Here is a 15,127-nt window from a genome sequence, read left to right on the forward strand (position 1 = left end):
CATCCGCCCGGACCTCACCACCGAGGACCTGCTCTTCAGCCCGGCGGCACCGGGCCGGGCTGTTCCCGCGCTCACCACGGTCGCCCCGGACGCCTGGCTCCGCCCGCTCGCCCTGCTCCTCGACGGCCTCCGCCCCCGCCGGCCCTCGCTTCCGGCCGGCTCGGCGAGGTGCTGCTCGGTCCGGGCCCGCACAGGCGACGTCGAGAGGTCCCTGACTCACGCGGCTGCCCTGGTGGCCCGGCCCTTCACCAGGATTCTCTCCGCCTCGGCATCGCGATCAGGTGGGAAGAGGGATCAGCAGATCGTCCGGCATTACCGGTCGGTCAGCTGCTGGACGGCTTTGAAGACTTGGCCCGCTCCGTCCTCGGCCGCCATGTGAGCCGCCGCGGCCGCAGCGGCTCGTGTGTATGTCTGCTGCTTCACCACACGGTCGAGGGCGTCGGCGAGCCGTTCGGCGGTGAGGGACCGGAAGGGAATCGGGCCGGCCGCGGCGCCGAGGGCGGCAAGTCGTTCCGCCCAGAACGGCTGGTCGGCGGTCACCGGCACGGTGACCGCCGGCACCGCGGCACGCAGTGCGGCGGCCGACGTGCCGGCACCGGCGTGGTGGACCACCGCGGCCAGCCGCGGGAACAGCAGGGCGTGCGGTACGTCCCCGATGGTGAGCATGTCGTCGCCGTCGGCGGTGAGCCCGGCGCTGCCGGTTTGGAGGATGCCGCGCAGCCCGGCGCGGCGCAACGCGTGCACCGCGATGTCGCTCAGTCGTTCTCCGTGGCCGGCCGCCATGCTGCCGAAGCCGATGAGGACGGGCCGGGGCCCGGCGTTCAGGAAGTCCTCCACCTGCGGAGGGAGTCGTTCGGTCGCCTCGTGATGGGGCCACCAGTTGCCCACGACCTGCAGGCCGGAGCGCCAGTCGGAGGGGCGGGGCACCAGTGCGGTGCTGAAGCCGTACAGGATGGGCCAGTTCGCCTGCTCCTGCCGTCGGCGCATCCGGGCGGCGGAGAGGGCCGGCAGTTGGAGTCGGTGGCGCAGTTGCGCGACGGCCTGTTCGTAGAGGCGGTCGGTCATGTACAGCGCGAAGCGTGCGGCCGCACGGTTGGCGAGGCGGCCCAGCGAGCGTGAGCCCGTGACGACGGGCGGGAAGTCGCCGGTGGGTGCGGTGGGCTGGAGGTACACCCCCAGGCTCGGCGTGCCCGTGGCCTGGGCCAGATGCCAGCCGAGGGGGGCCGTGGTGGTCGACAGCAGGAGCAGATCCGTGCCCTCGGCCAGCGCGTCGGCGAAACCATGGCCGAGTTCGGTGACGAAGGCCGCGGCGCTGCGCATCAGCTCACGCCTGCCGGTGACGGCGCCGTGCCCGCGTGGGTCGGTGGGCAGGGAGCGGAAGGTCAGCCCGGCATCGCGTACCAGGGGTGCGAAGGCGTCCGTAGTGGCCAGGGTGACGTCGTATCCGGCGTGGCGCAGGTGGGCGCCCAGACCCGTGTAGGGCGCGACGTCGCCGCGCGATCCGGCCGCGGCGATCAGAATCCTCATTGCTTCTCCTCGGAGTCGGTACGGCCGCCTGTGCGGCGGGCGGCGTTGGCGTGGACCGCCTTGCACAGGTAGGAGGCCAGGCCTGGGCGCTGCTGTGAGGGCGGTACGACCAGGGCGAAGGCGCGCGGGTCGGCGGCGAAGTCGTCCGCGATACGCCGGTGCATGTCAGGCGGGCAGGAGGTGAACCAGCGCGAGATGTGCAGGCGGTGCTCCTCGGCGAGGTCCACGGCCCGCTCGCCGTCGCTCGGCTCCCCCTGGTCGAAGGCCGTGAGCAGCTCCGCGCGCCAGGCGGCGGCCTCGCCCATGAGCCGGCGCCAGTCCTCCTTGGTATGGGCGGCCGCGCGTTCCATCGCCTCGCGCTGCCCTGCCGAGTGCGCCCACTTCAGTTCCGCCTCGGTGGCATAGCTCAGGTCGAAGGTGATCTCGCCGAAAACCTCGAAGCGTTCCCGGGGAGTCATCGGCACCCCGGTCCGCTGGACCTCGATCGCCCGCTGTGCGACCTCGGCCAGCCGCTGCAGCCGGGCGATCTCCTCCTCCAACTGCCGCTGCCGGGCCTGCAGATGGTCCAGGGCGTTGGCCTGCGGGTCCTCGAAGATGACAGCGATCTCCTCGAGGGGGAAGCCCAGTTCACGGTAGAAGAGGATCTGCTGCAGACGCACCAGGTCGGCGTCGCTGTAGAGCCGGTAACCGGCCGGACTGCGGTCACCGGGCGAGAGCAGCCCCGCCTTGTCGTAGTGATGCAGCGTCCGCACCGTCACCCCGGCAAAGGCCGCGACCTGCCCCACGGAATAACTCACCCACCTGCCCCTTTCATCGGTCTGCAGTCTCAAGCCTGACGTAGGGGAAGGGTCAACCCGTCACGCTCCGCGCGTCTACCGGTTCCAGACACCCACCGGCAGTTACGAGGGCTCGGGCCAAGTGGTCCGGGCCTCTCCCTCGCTTCGCCGGGGCCTGTCGAACGAGCGGCTCCTCCGAGATTTCCGTAGGTGTCGATCGGTTCCGTGGTCCGGGACGGTTCCGCCTCCGCATCGGGCGCGGTACACCCGCCGCTGTCCACGCCCAGGGCGACGATCCCGTCCCAGTGCAGAAAACCGCTACCGGTGCCGATGTCCCAGCAAGGCCACCGCACCGACCCGGATGTCCCCGCGTCCATCATGTGGCCGGGGCGGACCGGTCCCCTCGGCTGTCCACGCCGGCCCGCCGGCCCGGGTGAACCACCACGGACCTGTGGGCCACTTCCGGCGCTCGCCCGGGCCGGCCGGGGTCTGTTCGTGAACCCCGGCTTCACCTCGTACGTCGTGGGCGTCCCGGAGTACGAGAGCCGGGGCGTCCTCGGCATCCTCTACGCCCATCTCACCAAGCCCGGGCACGTCGCACGGCACCGTCGGCAGCCGGGTGACGTCGTCCTGTGGGACAACCGCGGCACGGCCCACCGCGCCAACCGGCACCGCGTGATGCATCGCATCACGTTGCGGCGACACGCCGATCGGCACCGCGACCACACCGCGCTGACCGGCAGCCCTCACACCACGTTCAACGGATGCCGCACCACCGCGTCGAACAGGTACCCCTGGGTGTCGGGCACGGCGAGATCCGGCCGGGTACGGCCGGCCATGTCCATGGCGCGGGTCGACGGGTCTGTGGCGCCGGGTGTCTCGGGCTGCCGGAGGTCCTGACAGAAGGTGTTGGTCAAGTGGCCGCCGGCATGTCTGTTCGTTGGCCGGGACGTGGGGAAGCGTGAGTCGCGGCCGTGGATCGCGTCGGACCAACTGCGTTCGCCCATCGAGCCGTTGCCGCCCGATCCGGGCCGAAGCCGGCGGCGGACCGGCCACGGGTGCCGGACCGGCAGGCATGGTGCGGGATCCTGTTCGTGCTGCACCCGGACATCCAGCGGGAGTACCCGCCGCAGGAGCCGGGCTTCCGCTGGGAACGGCGAGAGGACATCCACGAAGCCTAATTCGTTCTCAGTAGCCCACACAGAGCGGTTGTCGCTCCAGCGGGCTGTTCGAGTACAGGGCTGCGACGCCTCCGGCGAACCGGGTTTGTTGAGACCTCCGCATGGAGCGGCGTGCAGCCCCCGTGCTTGTGGTGGTGGTCGCGTGGGCGTCGGGCTCCCCGACACCGCACGCCGGACGTTCCGGCTGCACGGCGCGCGCCGGCGGACGCCCGGTCCCGACGACGCCGAGGCCCTGGTCGAGCGTCTCGTCCGCGCCGGGACCTCCGCAGGGCCGCAGTCCGACGTCACCCGTGGGGGACGACGACGGCCCGGCCGTTCACCTCGCCGGCGTGCAGACGTTCGTAGGCGAGTGGTCCCTCGTCGAGGGAGTACGTCTCGGTGTGGACGGTGACGGCGCCGGCCCGGGCGAGGCCGATGACCTCGATCAGTTCGCCGCGTGAACCCCAGTAGGGTGCGTTGACCGACACCTCGAAGGGCAGCGTGCCGAAACCGACGGGCAAGGCGCCTCCGCCGATGCCCACGATGCTGATCTCGCCCTCCACGGCGGCGACGGCCCCCGCGGTGCGCACGGTCGGCTCCGCGCCGACGAAGTCGAACACGGCCTGGGCTCCGATCCCGCCGGTCAGGTCCCGCACCTTCCCGACCGCCTGCGCGTCGGAGAGCACGGTCTCGTGCGCGCCGACGGTCCGCGCCAGGGCCAGTTTCTCCTCGCTGACGTCGAGGGCGATCACACGGGTCGCGGACATGGCCCGCAGGAGCTGAACGGCGACATGACCGAGCCCGCCCGTTCCGATGACCACCGCGGTGGATCCGGGCACGAGTCGCGGCAGCGCGCGTTTGACGGCGTGGTACGGCGTGAGCCCGGCGTCCGTCAGCGGCACCGCGGCGACCGGATCCAGACCGTCGGTGGAAACGAGGTGGCGGGCGTCGTCGACGAGCAGATACTCGGCCATCGCTCCAGGTGAGCCCAGTCCCGGCGGGAAGATGCCGAGCTCTCCCGCGCGCAGGCAGTAGTTCTCCTTCCCCTCCGCGCACTTGGCACAGGTACCGCAACCCCACGGGCCGTACACGACGACGGCGTCCCCCTCCTTCAACCCGCTCACACCGGCACCGAGCGCCTCGACCCTCCCCGCGCCCTCGTGCCCGAGGGTCAACGGCAGCTCGTAGGGGAAGCCCTCGGCGGGCCAGCTCATCACCGCGATGTCCGAGTGGCACACGCCGGCCGCCGTGACCTTCAGCAGGACCTGGCCCGGCCCCGGCTCCGGATCGGGGACGGTGACGACCTCCGGGGGAGCGCCGATGCGGCGGTACTGAAGCGCCTTCATCATGGTCGGTCCCTTCCTCCGCGCCCCGGCTCGGGATCGTGGAGCCGCTCCCGTCACATGGCACGTCGTACCCTCATGGTCGCTCCATCGGCCGGACCGCGCTCGCCGAGTGCGGCGCCCACGGCGGGACCGGGGCCGATGGGGTGCCCTTGGTGATCCGACTCGGAGGAGCGCTCCTGGAGCAGTCGAAGCCGGCCCCTGTGGCCCTCCCCGTCGAAGGTCCGGGAAACCAAGGACGGGGACGGGGTAGACGACAGTCATGGACGGCACACAAGCCCAGCAGGACGAGCGGGACCGGCAGGAAGCCCGTGCCCGATGGACCATGTGGACCTGGCAATGGGCCAGGTGGCCGGCCCTGATCCTCGCGGTCGGCTGGGCGGCCGGCTGGATCGGCGGTCTCGGCCGGGGTGAGCGGGGAGGGGATCTGTGGTGGCCCCTGGTCCATACCGTCATCTGGACAGCGATGACCGTGAACGGCTTTGTGACCTGCCGCCGGATCAGGACGACGATCCTGCCGTCCCTCACCGGTCGGCCGTCCGCCTGACCGCCTCGCCCGGTCCGGTGGCAGCCGGACCGCCGACGAAGACGACGCCGGCGCCGATCAGGGCCGCGAGGGCGGGCGCGGTCGGTTGAGGTGACGGTCATCCCTTGGCGGGCGACCGGGCGCGGCCGGCCCCCACGGGCCCGGGGACGGTGGTGCGCCCGGGGCGGTGGATCCGGGCCGGATCAGGCGGCACGGGTGCACACGTGGACCGACTCACTGCCGCTCCGCTCCGTGTGGACGATGCGCAGGACGTCGTTCTTGTAGGTGACCTTCAGTTGCTGGCCGTCGCCGGTACCGTTGTGGCCCGGCGGCTGCCAGGGGAGCAGGAGGAACGCGCCTTCCCCGACCTCCTTGGGAACGGTGAGGGCCTCCCCGCCGGTCAGCCGGTCCACGTCCTGGGGGGCGTCGTACACGTCGATGCGCAGGTGGCCGCCGCGCAGCAGCCAGCCACCGGACCAGGTGACCGGGGCGCCTTCGCCGGCCCAGACGATGGTGAAACCGCCGTTGCCGCCGCCGTCCGCCATCACGGTCGCCGTGCCCTTGACCGTCTCGTTCCCGGGGGTCGTGGACTCCACGGTCCAGCCGCCCTTGACGAAGGCGTCGAAGGCCCGGCCCATCACGCCGGCCGTGGTCGTCGAAGGAGCCGTGGGCGTGGCCTTCCCGGACGGTTCGGAGGGGCCCGGGGTCGGGGGACCCGGCGTCGCGGTCGGGTCGGTGGGCCCGGTCTTCGTACTGCCCGAGGGTGCCGGCTCCCTGCTCTCACCGGTGCAGGCCGCGACCAGGGCGGAGGCCGCCCCGATCGCCAGGTAGCGCAGTGTGTTGCGGCGCCCGATGAGCCGTGCCGCCGTTCGTATGTCCTGTACCGCCATCAAATCGCCCCCGTGTCAGAAGAGTTGGATTACCGAAGCCGATCATATGCGCCATCGGGCGAGCCATGATCAACGTGCTGCGCCGAGGGGCGGGGAAGCCGACGGCGTCTGTCCCGTCCGCCGCACGGACGTCGACCGAAAGCGAACCGGGAACCCCGCATCGCGGCCTGACGTCCACCTGGTCCCGGATCGCCTTGTCCCCGGCGTGCGGCATCACTTCGAGGATCACCCGCACCCGTGTCGTGAGGTGATCCGTTGAACACCTTTCCGTGTCAAGGGGGTTGGCCGCAGTTCGATTCGGGTCCTGGGCGTAGTGATCCCGGGGTGGGGACCTGGCAAGGTCATCGACGAGCACGTGATCCGGCCGCTCCGGCCGGCCATGACAAGGGGGAACACACATGCATCGCAAACGCTTCGCCGTCGCAGTCCTGCTCGCCGCCATGCTCACCGGGACCCTCGCCCCGGCAGCGGCGGCCCGCGAGTCCGACCCGGTGCAGCGGCAGCTGGATCTGCTCATCGAGGAGGACGGGGTGCCGGGCGCCCTCGCGTACGACGGCAGGAGGACGCGTACCGCCGGCGTCGCGGACCTGGAATCGGGCCGTGCGATGGTCGGTTCGCAGGGCCGGTTCCGGCTGGCCAGCAACACCAAGGCGTTCACCGCGGCAGCCGTGATGCGTCTGGTGGTGGAGGGACGGATACGGCTCGACGACCGCGCGGGCACCTACGTACCCCAGCTCGCCGGGCGCACCGTCACCGTACGGCAGTTGCTCAAGCAGACCAGCGGCCTGCCGGAGTACTCCGGGCTGGTCGACTGGAGCCGGCCCGGCACGTCCGAGGACTATCTGGCCCTCGCGCTCAAGGAGGAACCCCTCTTCGAACCCGGCACCGACTGGGACTACTCCAACACCAACTACCTGGTGCTGGGCATGGTGATCGACAGAGTGTCGGGGACCGACTTCCGCACGTACGTCGAACGCACGATTCTGCGCCCGCTGCGCCTGGACGACACCTACTGGCCCGCACCCGGTGAGTTCACCCTGCGCGGACCGCACGCCCGCAACTACGGTGTCCACCCGGCCCACCCGCAGGCGGGCCGGGTGGACGTGACCGAGCTGCCGGGGTACGAGTTCGGCGCGTCCGGCGGACTCGTCTCCACGCCCGAGGACCTCAACGCGTTCTGGGACGGCCTGTTCGGCGGGCGGCTGCTGCCCGGCTGGGCGGTGCGCCTGATGACCCGGGACACCACCGACGTCAGCGGCCGCGACGTCTATCCGGCGGGCAGCCGTTACGGCTACGGCGTCGCCTCGATCCCGCTCGGCTGTGGCGGTTCCTATTGGGGCCACGGCGGTGATCTGCCGGGCAACTCGGTGGGCGGCGGGAGGGCCACGGGCGGTCGCGGCACCGTGACCGTCTACACCACGACCTGGGCGGCTGAGGGAGACAGCCTGCGCCGTCTCCAGCAAGTGGTGGACGCGACCTTGTGCGCCAAGAGCCGGTAGGCCCCGCAGTCGCCCCGACCGGTCGGCCGGGCCGCGGCTCACCGGACGGGCGGTCCGTGCCCCGTGCCGGGAAGCGCCGCGATCGGATGCCAGGTCCAACCGCGGTCCGCCGGCGGAAACGCGCTGATCGGCCGGCTACGACGGCGTCGTAGTGCGTCCCCGCGCGCTGTGCGCCGGCCGGACCCGGCCCGCACCGGCCGACGGCTTTACTCGCAACACCTTCATCGCCATGGTCGAACCGGTCCGGGACGACGAGCGTCGTCATCACTCCCGTGCTGCCGTCGGGCGGCCGTTCTGGATACCGGTCCCTGTGCGGACACCGCCGTGAGCGCTGTGGACGTCATGGCTGGGGCTTGTGCGCGAACACCCACCGGTTCCCCTCCAGCGCGTCGTTCGGCTCGGGAAGGGGACCGCGTCCGTGCCGGTGGGTGAAGTCGAAGGGGGTGTGCACCGAGGTGGACCAGCCCCTGGCCGTCAGGTCGCCCGCGGAGTCGGGGCGTGGCCCCTTGTCGAAGAGGTGGAGCAGGTCGATGCCGGTCTGTTCTCGCGTCGCCGTGTAGATCGCGCTGTCGCGGTACTCGAGCAGATCCTTCTCCAGCTTGGCCTCGAAGGCCAGTGCGCTGCCTTCGGTGGTCAGCCGGTCCACCGTGTCGATGAGGTACGTCTCGGCGGGGCCCGGCAGGTAGAAGAGCAGTCCTTCGGCCAGCCAGACGCTCGGCGCGGCCGGGTCGAAGCCGGCGGTGGTCAGCGCGGTGACCCAGTCGGCGCGCAGGTCGACCGGTACGGGGACGCGCTTCGCCTTCGGGGTGGCCGGCAGGTCCGAGAGCACCTGCTGTTTGAACGCCAGCACGCCCGCCCTGTCGATCTCGAAGACCGCGCAGTCGGACGGCCAGTCCAGCCGGAAGGCGCGGGTGTCCAGCCCCGCGCCCAGCAGGACCGCTTGGCGGGTGCTCGTACGCACCGACCGGAGGAGGAAGTCGTCGAGGACCCTGGTCCGCAGGCCGAAGTAACGGGCGAACCGCCCCCACAGCGGGTTGCCGTCTCCGTCCGGGACCTGCTGGATGCGCACCGGCCAGTGCGCGCACGCCGGGACGGCGCGCACGAAGTGTTCCGCGTAGACGTCCTGGGCCAGGCTGTCGGGGCGGTGGGTCTCGATCGCCCGTGCCGCGGCGACCAGGAGGGCGGTCAGGCCCACGCCCGTGTCGACGCCTTCCACGTCCGTGTGCTGCGGCGCCGTGCCGGCCATGTCTCCTCCATTGGCGGGAGTGGGGACTGCGGGGTGTCTGCCTGTCGGGTGCGGTGAGTCCGCGGTGCCGCGTGCCTCGCTCATCGGCTTCTTCCCTCCGGGAGCAGGACGGGTTTGACCACGCGGCCCGCGTCGCAGTCGCGTTCGGCCTCGTTGATGTCGGCCAGCGGGTAAGTGCGGATCAGCTGGTCGAAGGGGAAGCGTCCGGCCTGCCACAGCCCGGTCAGCCGGGGTATCAGCAGTCCGGGCACGGCGTCCCCTTCGCAGATGTGGCGGAGGCTGCGGCCCCGGTCCAGCGTGCCCGGTTCGAGCGGCAGCGCGGTGTGGAGCCGTGCCACCAGGCCGAGGCTGCCGGTGGGGCGCAGTGCCCGGAGCGCGTCGTTGACGAGCGGGGACGAGGCCGTGGTGTCCAGCGCGTACTGCGCGCCGCCGTCGGTCAGTCGCCGGATCCGTTCGGGCAGTCCGGCCGTTCCGGCGGGCAGCGGGACCGCGCCGAACCGTTCGGCCAGGGCCAGCCGCCCGGGATGCCGGTCGACGGCCACGGTCAGCGCGCCGGCGGCGGTGGCCGCCATCACCGCGGCCAGGCCCACCGCTCCCGCGCCGAAGACCACGAGGGTGTCGCCGGGGCCGGCGCCGAAGGTGTTCAGCACGGCTCCGGCACCGGTGAGGAAGCCGCAGCCGAGCGGTCCGAGCAGTTCGACGGGGAGTGCGGGGTCGACCCGGACCACGTTGCGGGCCGGGACGAGCGCGTACTCGGCGAACGAGGACTGTCCGAACCACCGGGGAGCAAGCGCTCCCCCGGTCGCGTCGGTGAGCCGCGGTGCTTCCTCCTCACGCCCTCCGAAGAGGTTGAGGGAGGCGAAGGAGTCGCAGTGTGCGGGGGTCGCACCGCGGCAGTTCCGGCAGTGTCCGCAGGAGTCGAAGCTCAGCACGACGTGGTCACCGACGTCCATCGCGGTGTCCGGGCCGCCGCCCGTCCGGACCACGGTCCCGGCCCCCTCGTGGCCGAGCACCGCCGGCAGCGGGCTGCGGCCGGCCGACCGCCGGACCGCGAGATCGGTCCGGCACATCCCGCAGCCCGCGATCTCGACCAGGATCTCGCCGACGGCGGGTTCCGTGCGCAGAATCACCTCCTCGATGGCGAACGGGTCCTCGTACGAACGCAGTACGGCCGCCTGAAACCTCACCGTCGTTCCTCCTGCGGGCGGTGGACGACGAACGGCCGGAGGTTGCCGTACAGCCCCCACGGTCCGCCCGCGATGCCGACACCGCTGTTCTTGACGCCCGCGAAGGGCTGGGCGAGGGACAGTTCGGCATGGTGGTTGATCCAGGCGGTGCCGCATTCGAGCCGGCCGGCCACCGCCTCGGCCCGGTCGGGATCGGTGCCCCATACGGATCCGCCCAGTCCGAAGCCGGTGCCGTTGGCCGCGTCGACTGCTTCGTCGAGGTTCCGGTACGGCAGCACCGGCAGGACCGGTCCGAACTGTTCCTCGGTCACCACCGGGCTGCCGGGCGGGACATCGGTGAGGATCGTGGGAGCGAAGAAGTAGCCCGGCCCGTCCAGCCGGCGGCCGCCGGCCGCCGCCCGGGCGCCGTCCGCCAGGGCCTGTTTCGTGACCTGCTCGACGCGGGCCAGTTGAGGGGCGTTGCTGACCGGGCCCAGCCGGGTGTCCGGGTCGAGGCCGGGCCCGACGGTGACGGTCTTCGCGCGCTGGGCGAGGGCTTCGACGACCTCGGCGTGGAGCCGGGCCGGGGCGTAGACGCGTTTGACCGCCATGCAGACCTGCCCGCAGTTGCGGAACGCCGCCCAGAACAGCCGGTCCGCGATCCGGTCCACCTCGACGTCGTCCAGCAGGACGGCGGCGTCGTTGCCGCCCAGTTCCAGGGTGACCCGGGCGAGCGAGGCCGCCGCCGCTTCGGCGACGGCCCGCCCGGTGGGCACCGAGCCGGTGAAGGTGACGTGGCGGATGCCCGGGTGGGAGGCGAGGCGGGCGCCGAGCGGTTCGCGGCCGGTGACGACGGTCAGTACGTCTTCAGGCAGGGCGGTGGCGAGGACGGAGCCGAGCAGTCGGGTGGCGAGGAGGGTGAACGGGGACGGTTTGAGGACCATGGTGTTGCCCGCCGCGAGCGCGGGCGCGAACTTCGCCGCCGCCAGCTGGAGGGGAAAGTTCCACGGCACGATCGCGGCGACGGGTCCGAGGGAGCGCCAGCGGATCTCACTGTGCACGGGCCGGCCGTCGGTGATCCGCCGGGTTCTGGGGGCCAGGTCCGCGAAGTAGCGCAGGCGGGCCGCCGTACGGGCGATCTCCGCGTACGACTCGGCCAGGGGCTTGCCCTGTTCCCGGGTGAGCAACCGGGCGAGGCTGTCGCCCGCCGTCTCCACGGCGTCGGCCGCCACGCGCAACGCGGTGGTGCGGGCGGCGGGGTCGGCACGCCAGCCGCGCCAGGCCCGGTGGGCCCGGCCGACCACGGCGTCCAACTCGTCCGGCTGCTGGTCGGGGGCCTCGTCGACGGTCTCCCCGGTGGCCGGGTCGACGACACCGAAACGCGCGGCCCGGCGTCCGGGGGCGCGGTCGGGCTCAGGGGTCGGCATGCCGCTGGTCAGCTCCCGGCGGGAACGCCGGCCGCGTGCTCCCGGGCCTGCCGGTCCATCTCCGCCCGGAAGGCGGCCACCAGATGCGGCTGGATCCTTCCGGCCCTGCGGTCGCCGCCCTCGCAGACCGCTCCGCGCACGCCCACGATGTCCGTGCCGATGCGGGTCAGCGGACCGAGGTCGGTCCGCTCGACACTGCCCGCGAGGGCGGCGAGCAGACCGGCCGCATGGGCCCGCCGGACGAACTCGGCGCACACGTCCGGCGGAACGTGGTCGAACAGCCGCGTCTCGTCCTTGACGGCGGTGTCGAGCATGGCGGCGTCGGCGCCGGAGCGGGCGGCGATGTCGGGCACGGCGAGCGGATTGACGCAGCCGATCCGGTGCGCGTCAGCGTAGCCCGAAGCGACGACGAGCGCTTCGGGGCGGTGGTCCTTCACCGCACGGACGACCGCGCTCATGACCTCGATGCCCTGCCCCGGCGTCGTGCATCCGTAGAGGCCGACCTTGATGTACGTGGCGCCGGAGACGACCGCGCCGAGCGCGGCCTGGGCCACCGTACCGGGCTTGTACGGGACGTCTCCCACGGTGGCGGACACCGGTTTGTCCGCCGGGACCGCGTCACGGATCTCTCTGATGACCCAGGGGAAGTTGGCGCCGAGCGAACCCTCGTCGGGTTTCTTGACGTCGACGATGTCGAGGTGCTCCGCCGACTTCGCACAGTCGAGGGCCTCCTCGACGCCGTCCGGGGAGATGAGAAGCAACACCACGGGCTCCTTCCGCCGCATGTCCGCCCGGCCGAGGGGCAGGAGTGCGGATCACCTGGTTCATGTGCGGTGCACTCATCATTTCCGCGGCCCATGGGCATCGGTAGAGCGTGCGGGGACCGAATGGAGTGCTGCCGGCGTGCCCGGTGCGCCGTGCGCGCCGGTCCGGACCGTCTCCCGCCGGGTCCGCAGTGTTCAGGAGCGGTTCCTCCCGCGGGGCCGGGACGCGCAGGAGACGCGCGGGCGGGAGGTCTCCGCTTCTGGCGGCCCGCCCGGCGGCAGATCGCTGCATGCTTCATGCCGGAGCAGCGTCGTTTTCATTCTTTCTGCTGAACAGCCCGTCTTCCCCGGGGCGCCGGATTCCGCAGCCCGCATAGTGACAGCGCGACGGCCGTACGACCGGCCGGACAGGGACTTTCCCGCCCCGCGGGTGTTGGCCGCACTCGTGCCGCGCCGTCGGGCCGTCGCGCACCGTACGGCGCGGCCGGCACGCACGGCCGTCCCGTCCCCTGGTCCGACGAAAGGCAAGAGCCCATGCGGAACGAAGCGATCAAGCGGGTCAAACTCGTGTTCACCCTGTTCGACGCGGACGGAAACGGGGTTCTGGAATCCGACGACTTCGATCTGATGAGCAGCCGGGTCGCCGCAGCCGTCCCCGAAGCCGACGAGGCGCGGAAGCAGGCCATGCGGGCCGGCTTCACGCGCTACTGGACCACGCTGGCCGGTGAACTCGACACCGATCGCGACGGCCGGATCACTTACGACGAGTACCAGGCGTGCGTCCTGTCGCCGGAGCGCTTCAGCGGAGCGATCGACGAGTTCGCGGCCGGCTTCGCGCGCCTCGGCGACCTGGACGGCAGCGGTACTGTCGCCCGGCCGGTGTTCATCGGCATGATGAGGGGGGTCGGCTTCGCCCTGCCGAACATCCACGCGCTCTTCGACGCCTTCGAGCCCGATGACGACGACCGGATCCGGGTGGACGTCTGGGAAGCCGAGATCAAGAACTTCTACGCCCCCGACAGGGGCGGTATTCCCGCGGACCTGCTGGCAGCTTCTCCGGCGGCCTGATCCGGCACGGCCCGGTGGCTCGCTCCATGCGGGGCGAGCCACCGGACTCCCGGTCATCAGCTGCTCGTACGGTTCTCCGGCACGGTCGGACGGCAGCACACGGGCCTTCCTCGCACGTCGTGGGGTCACGAGGACGGGTGGTTCCGTCAGGAAACCGGCGCCTCGGCCCGGCAGCCGGGGCACAGGCCCCAGAACGTGACCGCGGCCTCCTGAGTGTCGTACTCCTCCGGCAGCCGCGGCTCCATGCAGGGGGCCGCGCCCACCGCGCACTCCACGTCGCGGATGGAACCGCAGGCGCGGCACACGAAGTGGTGGTGGTTGTCGTGGCGCTCGGTCTCGTAGCGGGTGGGGTGACCCGCGATCTGGGTGGACCGGACCAGGCCGGCGTCCGTGAGGGCGCGCAGCACGTTGTAGGTGGCCTGCAGGGACAGGCGGCCGGTGATCCGCTGAGCGCGCTCACGCAGGGTGTCGGCGTCGAGGTGACCGCCTGAGTCGGAGACGGCCATCAGTACGGCCATGCGCGGAGCGGTCACTCGCATACCCGCGGTACGCAGCCGTTCGGCGGCCAGGGCCATCGGTTCATCGGCCGTGCCGGACGTCGTCATGCCGCCTCGTCCTCCGTGTCACCGTCGAGACCGGGCGCGCAGGGGTCGCCGGAGAGCTCGAACCACACGCTCTTGCCCTCGGGCCCGCCCTCACAGCCCCACCGTGCGGCCAGCATGTCCACGAGGGTGAGTCCGCGGCCGCACTCGTCCTCCGGGCCCGCGTCGGCCGGGCGGGGAAGGTCCGTGGTGCCGTCGCTGACCAGACAGCGAAGGTCGGTCACCCGCTCGAGGGTGAGGCGCAGCGGGCCGGAGGCATGACGCAGTGCGTTGCTCACCAGTTCGCTGACCAGCAGCTCGGCAGTCGGTACGAGGTCGTCCAGACCCCACTGCGGCAGCACGTCACGTATGACGGCCCTCGCCGAGGAGCACGCGGTCAGCGACCACGGCAGGGACCAGGGCCCACCCACGAACGATTCCACGCGGGCGTCGGCCGCCCCACCGGACGGCAGGGCGGTAGTCGGTCGCTGAGGGGCGGGGACGGCCACATCGGCGATCGTTCCACCCGGAAGGGTTTCCCGGGGAGCTGTGCGATCCATGAGGGTGCGCTTTCGAGGACGGTTGCAATCTCCCTCACGACCGTACGCCTTTTCTTGAATCGGTCAAGGTTGTGGATGACACCCTTTTTCATGATTCCACACAGTTTCTGGTGCACGTACTGCGGCCGCCGCCCTGCGGTGCCAGCCGGGCGGGGTGGCGGCCGGCGGCCTGGTCGCGGCCTTCCGGAGGGAGGGCGGCCTCGTGCGGGGCGTGGTGGCCGGGGATACGGCGGTGAGAAGTCTGACGGGGTGGATGCCTTATTCGTGGAGGGTGTCCGTCCGGCGGGGCCTACGCCGCGCGAGGCTTGGACCGGCAGCAGGGCGAGCCGGTCAGCGGCCCGCCCCGGCAACCCGGAACTCGGGCTCCCCCGTCCGCGGCGGACAACCGTCCCGGAGAGGAACCAAGCAGCTCGAACGGGCCTTCTCCCTCTCCGCGTTCGCCGCCCTGGGCGACCCGGCATCGCGGGCCTGCCACGGCAGGAAGACCGCCCGGGGCGAGCACCGCCGAGTAGCCGAGGGGGATCTCACCCCTCGGCTCTCACAGATCCGTGCGTAACAGTCTCCCGTTACACGGCTCTTGCCGTTCTGATCACC

The 15,127-nt window shown here is 71.9% G+C and carries 15 protein-coding genes and 1 pseudogene; 5 read left to right on the forward strand and 11 right to left on the reverse strand.

Annotated features, from left to right (window positions below):
• Nucleotide 1: 1 nt before the first annotated feature.
• Nucleotides 2-379, forward strand: a complete 378-nt coding sequence (locus tag ACFV5H_RS29445) for a hypothetical protein (protein WP_385198049.1) — start codon at nucleotides 2-4, stop codon at nucleotides 377-379.
• On the opposite strand, the gene ACFV5H_RS29450 is transcribed toward ACFV5H_RS29445, so the two are convergent.
• Nucleotides 313-1,527 carry a glycosyltransferase gene (locus tag ACFV5H_RS29450; RefSeq protein WP_385198033.1) on the reverse strand — a complete coding sequence of 405 codons (1,215 nt, stop codon included), beginning with the start codon at nucleotides 1,525-1,527 and terminating at the stop codon, nucleotides 313-315. The two genes, ACFV5H_RS29445 and ACFV5H_RS29450, sit on opposite strands and share 67 nt — an antisense overlap.
• Nucleotides 1,524-2,324, reverse strand: a complete 801-nt coding sequence (locus ACFV5H_RS29455; RefSeq protein WP_385198034.1) for a MerR family transcriptional regulator — start codon at nucleotides 2,322-2,324, stop codon at nucleotides 1,524-1,526. Before ACFV5H_RS29455 ends, ACFV5H_RS29450 begins: the two co-directional genes overlap by 4 nt.
• A 357-nt stretch (nucleotides 2,325-2,681) precedes the next feature.
• On the opposite strand from ACFV5H_RS29455, the pseudogene ACFV5H_RS29460 reads away from it, so the two are divergent.
• A pseudogene (locus ACFV5H_RS29460) lies at nucleotides 2,682-2,930 on the forward strand (TauD/TfdA family dioxygenase); the annotation flags it as partial.
• Between the two features lie 119 nt (nucleotides 2,931-3,049).
• Here ACFV5H_RS29460 and ACFV5H_RS29465 read toward each other — a convergent pair.
• Nucleotides 3,050-3,220, reverse strand: a complete 171-nt coding sequence (locus ACFV5H_RS29465; RefSeq protein WP_385198054.1) for a hypothetical protein — start codon at nucleotides 3,218-3,220, stop codon at nucleotides 3,050-3,052.
• A 548-nt stretch (nucleotides 3,221-3,768) separates the two neighbouring features.
• Entirely contained in the window at nucleotides 3,769-4,809 is a 1,041-nt protein-coding gene (locus tag ACFV5H_RS29470) for an NAD(P)-dependent alcohol dehydrogenase (RefSeq protein WP_385198051.1), read from the reverse strand.
• Nucleotides 4,810-5,068: 259 nt separating this feature from the next.
• Between ACFV5H_RS29470 and ACFV5H_RS29475 the strand changes: the two genes are divergently transcribed.
• Nucleotides 5,069-5,353, forward strand: coding sequence for a hypothetical protein (locus tag ACFV5H_RS29475; protein ID WP_385198035.1), 285 nt, complete (start codon nucleotides 5,069-5,071; stop codon nucleotides 5,351-5,353).
• Between the two features lie 182 nt (nucleotides 5,354-5,535).
• Here the strand turns inward: ACFV5H_RS29475 and ACFV5H_RS29480 are convergent, their stop codons facing one another.
• Complete coding sequence (locus ACFV5H_RS29480; RefSeq protein ID WP_385198036.1) at nucleotides 5,536-6,222, reverse strand: hypothetical protein; 687 nt, start codon at nucleotides 6,220-6,222, stop codon at nucleotides 5,536-5,538.
• A gap of 398 nt (nucleotides 6,223-6,620) precedes the next feature.
• On the opposite strand from ACFV5H_RS29480, the gene ACFV5H_RS29485 reads away from it, so the two are divergent.
• Complete coding sequence (locus ACFV5H_RS29485) at nucleotides 6,621-7,721, forward strand: serine hydrolase domain-containing protein (protein WP_385198038.1); 1,101 nt, start codon at nucleotides 6,621-6,623, stop codon at nucleotides 7,719-7,721.
• Between the two features lie 340 nt (nucleotides 7,722-8,061).
• On the opposite strand, the gene ACFV5H_RS29490 is transcribed toward ACFV5H_RS29485, so the two are convergent.
• The 4 genes from ACFV5H_RS29490 to ACFV5H_RS29505 all read right to left on the reverse strand — a co-directional run bounded on the left by ACFV5H_RS29490 (nucleotide 8,062) and on the right by ACFV5H_RS29505 (nucleotide 12,324).
• Nucleotides 8,062-8,967: a class I SAM-dependent methyltransferase gene (locus ACFV5H_RS29490; protein WP_385198039.1), complete on the reverse strand. Its 906-nt coding sequence runs from the start codon at nucleotides 8,965-8,967 to the stop codon at nucleotides 8,062-8,064.
• Between the two features lie 80 nt (nucleotides 8,968-9,047).
• A complete protein-coding gene (locus ACFV5H_RS29495) occupies nucleotides 9,048-10,154 on the reverse strand; it encodes an NAD(P)-dependent alcohol dehydrogenase (protein ID WP_385198040.1) in 1,107 nt (368 codons plus the stop codon).
• Nucleotides 10,151-11,560, reverse strand: a complete 1,410-nt coding sequence (locus ACFV5H_RS29500) for an aldehyde dehydrogenase family protein (RefSeq protein ID WP_385198042.1) — start codon at nucleotides 11,558-11,560, stop codon at nucleotides 10,151-10,153. Before ACFV5H_RS29500 ends, ACFV5H_RS29495 begins: the two co-directional genes overlap by 4 nt.
• 8 nt (nucleotides 11,561-11,568) lie before the next feature.
• Nucleotides 11,569-12,324 (reverse strand): (5-formylfuran-3-yl)methyl phosphate synthase, encoded by a 756-nt coding sequence (locus ACFV5H_RS29505; RefSeq protein WP_385198053.1) that lies wholly within the window; start codon nucleotides 12,322-12,324, stop codon nucleotides 11,569-11,571.
• A 534-nt stretch (nucleotides 12,325-12,858) separates the two neighbouring features.
• Here ACFV5H_RS29505 and ACFV5H_RS29510 point away from each other — a divergent pair.
• The gene (locus tag ACFV5H_RS29510) at nucleotides 12,859-13,392 is read left to right on the forward strand and encodes an EF-hand domain-containing protein (protein WP_385198044.1); all 534 of its coding nucleotides are present in this window, start codon (nucleotides 12,859-12,861) and stop codon (nucleotides 13,390-13,392) included.
• Between the two features lie 146 nt (nucleotides 13,393-13,538).
• On the opposite strand, the gene ACFV5H_RS29515 is transcribed toward ACFV5H_RS29510, so the two are convergent.
• A complete protein-coding gene (locus ACFV5H_RS29515) occupies nucleotides 13,539-13,997 on the reverse strand; it encodes a Fur family transcriptional regulator (RefSeq protein WP_385198045.1) in 459 nt (152 codons plus the stop codon).
• A complete protein-coding gene (locus ACFV5H_RS29520) occupies nucleotides 13,994-14,404 on the reverse strand; it encodes an ATP-binding protein (protein WP_385198046.1) in 411 nt (136 codons plus the stop codon). The genes ACFV5H_RS29515 and ACFV5H_RS29520 overlap by 4 nt, the downstream gene beginning before the upstream one ends.
• Nucleotides 14,405-15,127 lie beyond the last annotated feature (723 nt).

This window comes from Streptomyces sp. NPDC059787, from assembly GCF_042732315.1.
In the GTDB taxonomy this organism is placed as follows: Bacteria; Actinomycetota; Actinomycetes; order Streptomycetales; family Streptomycetaceae; genus Streptomyces; species Streptomyces atrovirens.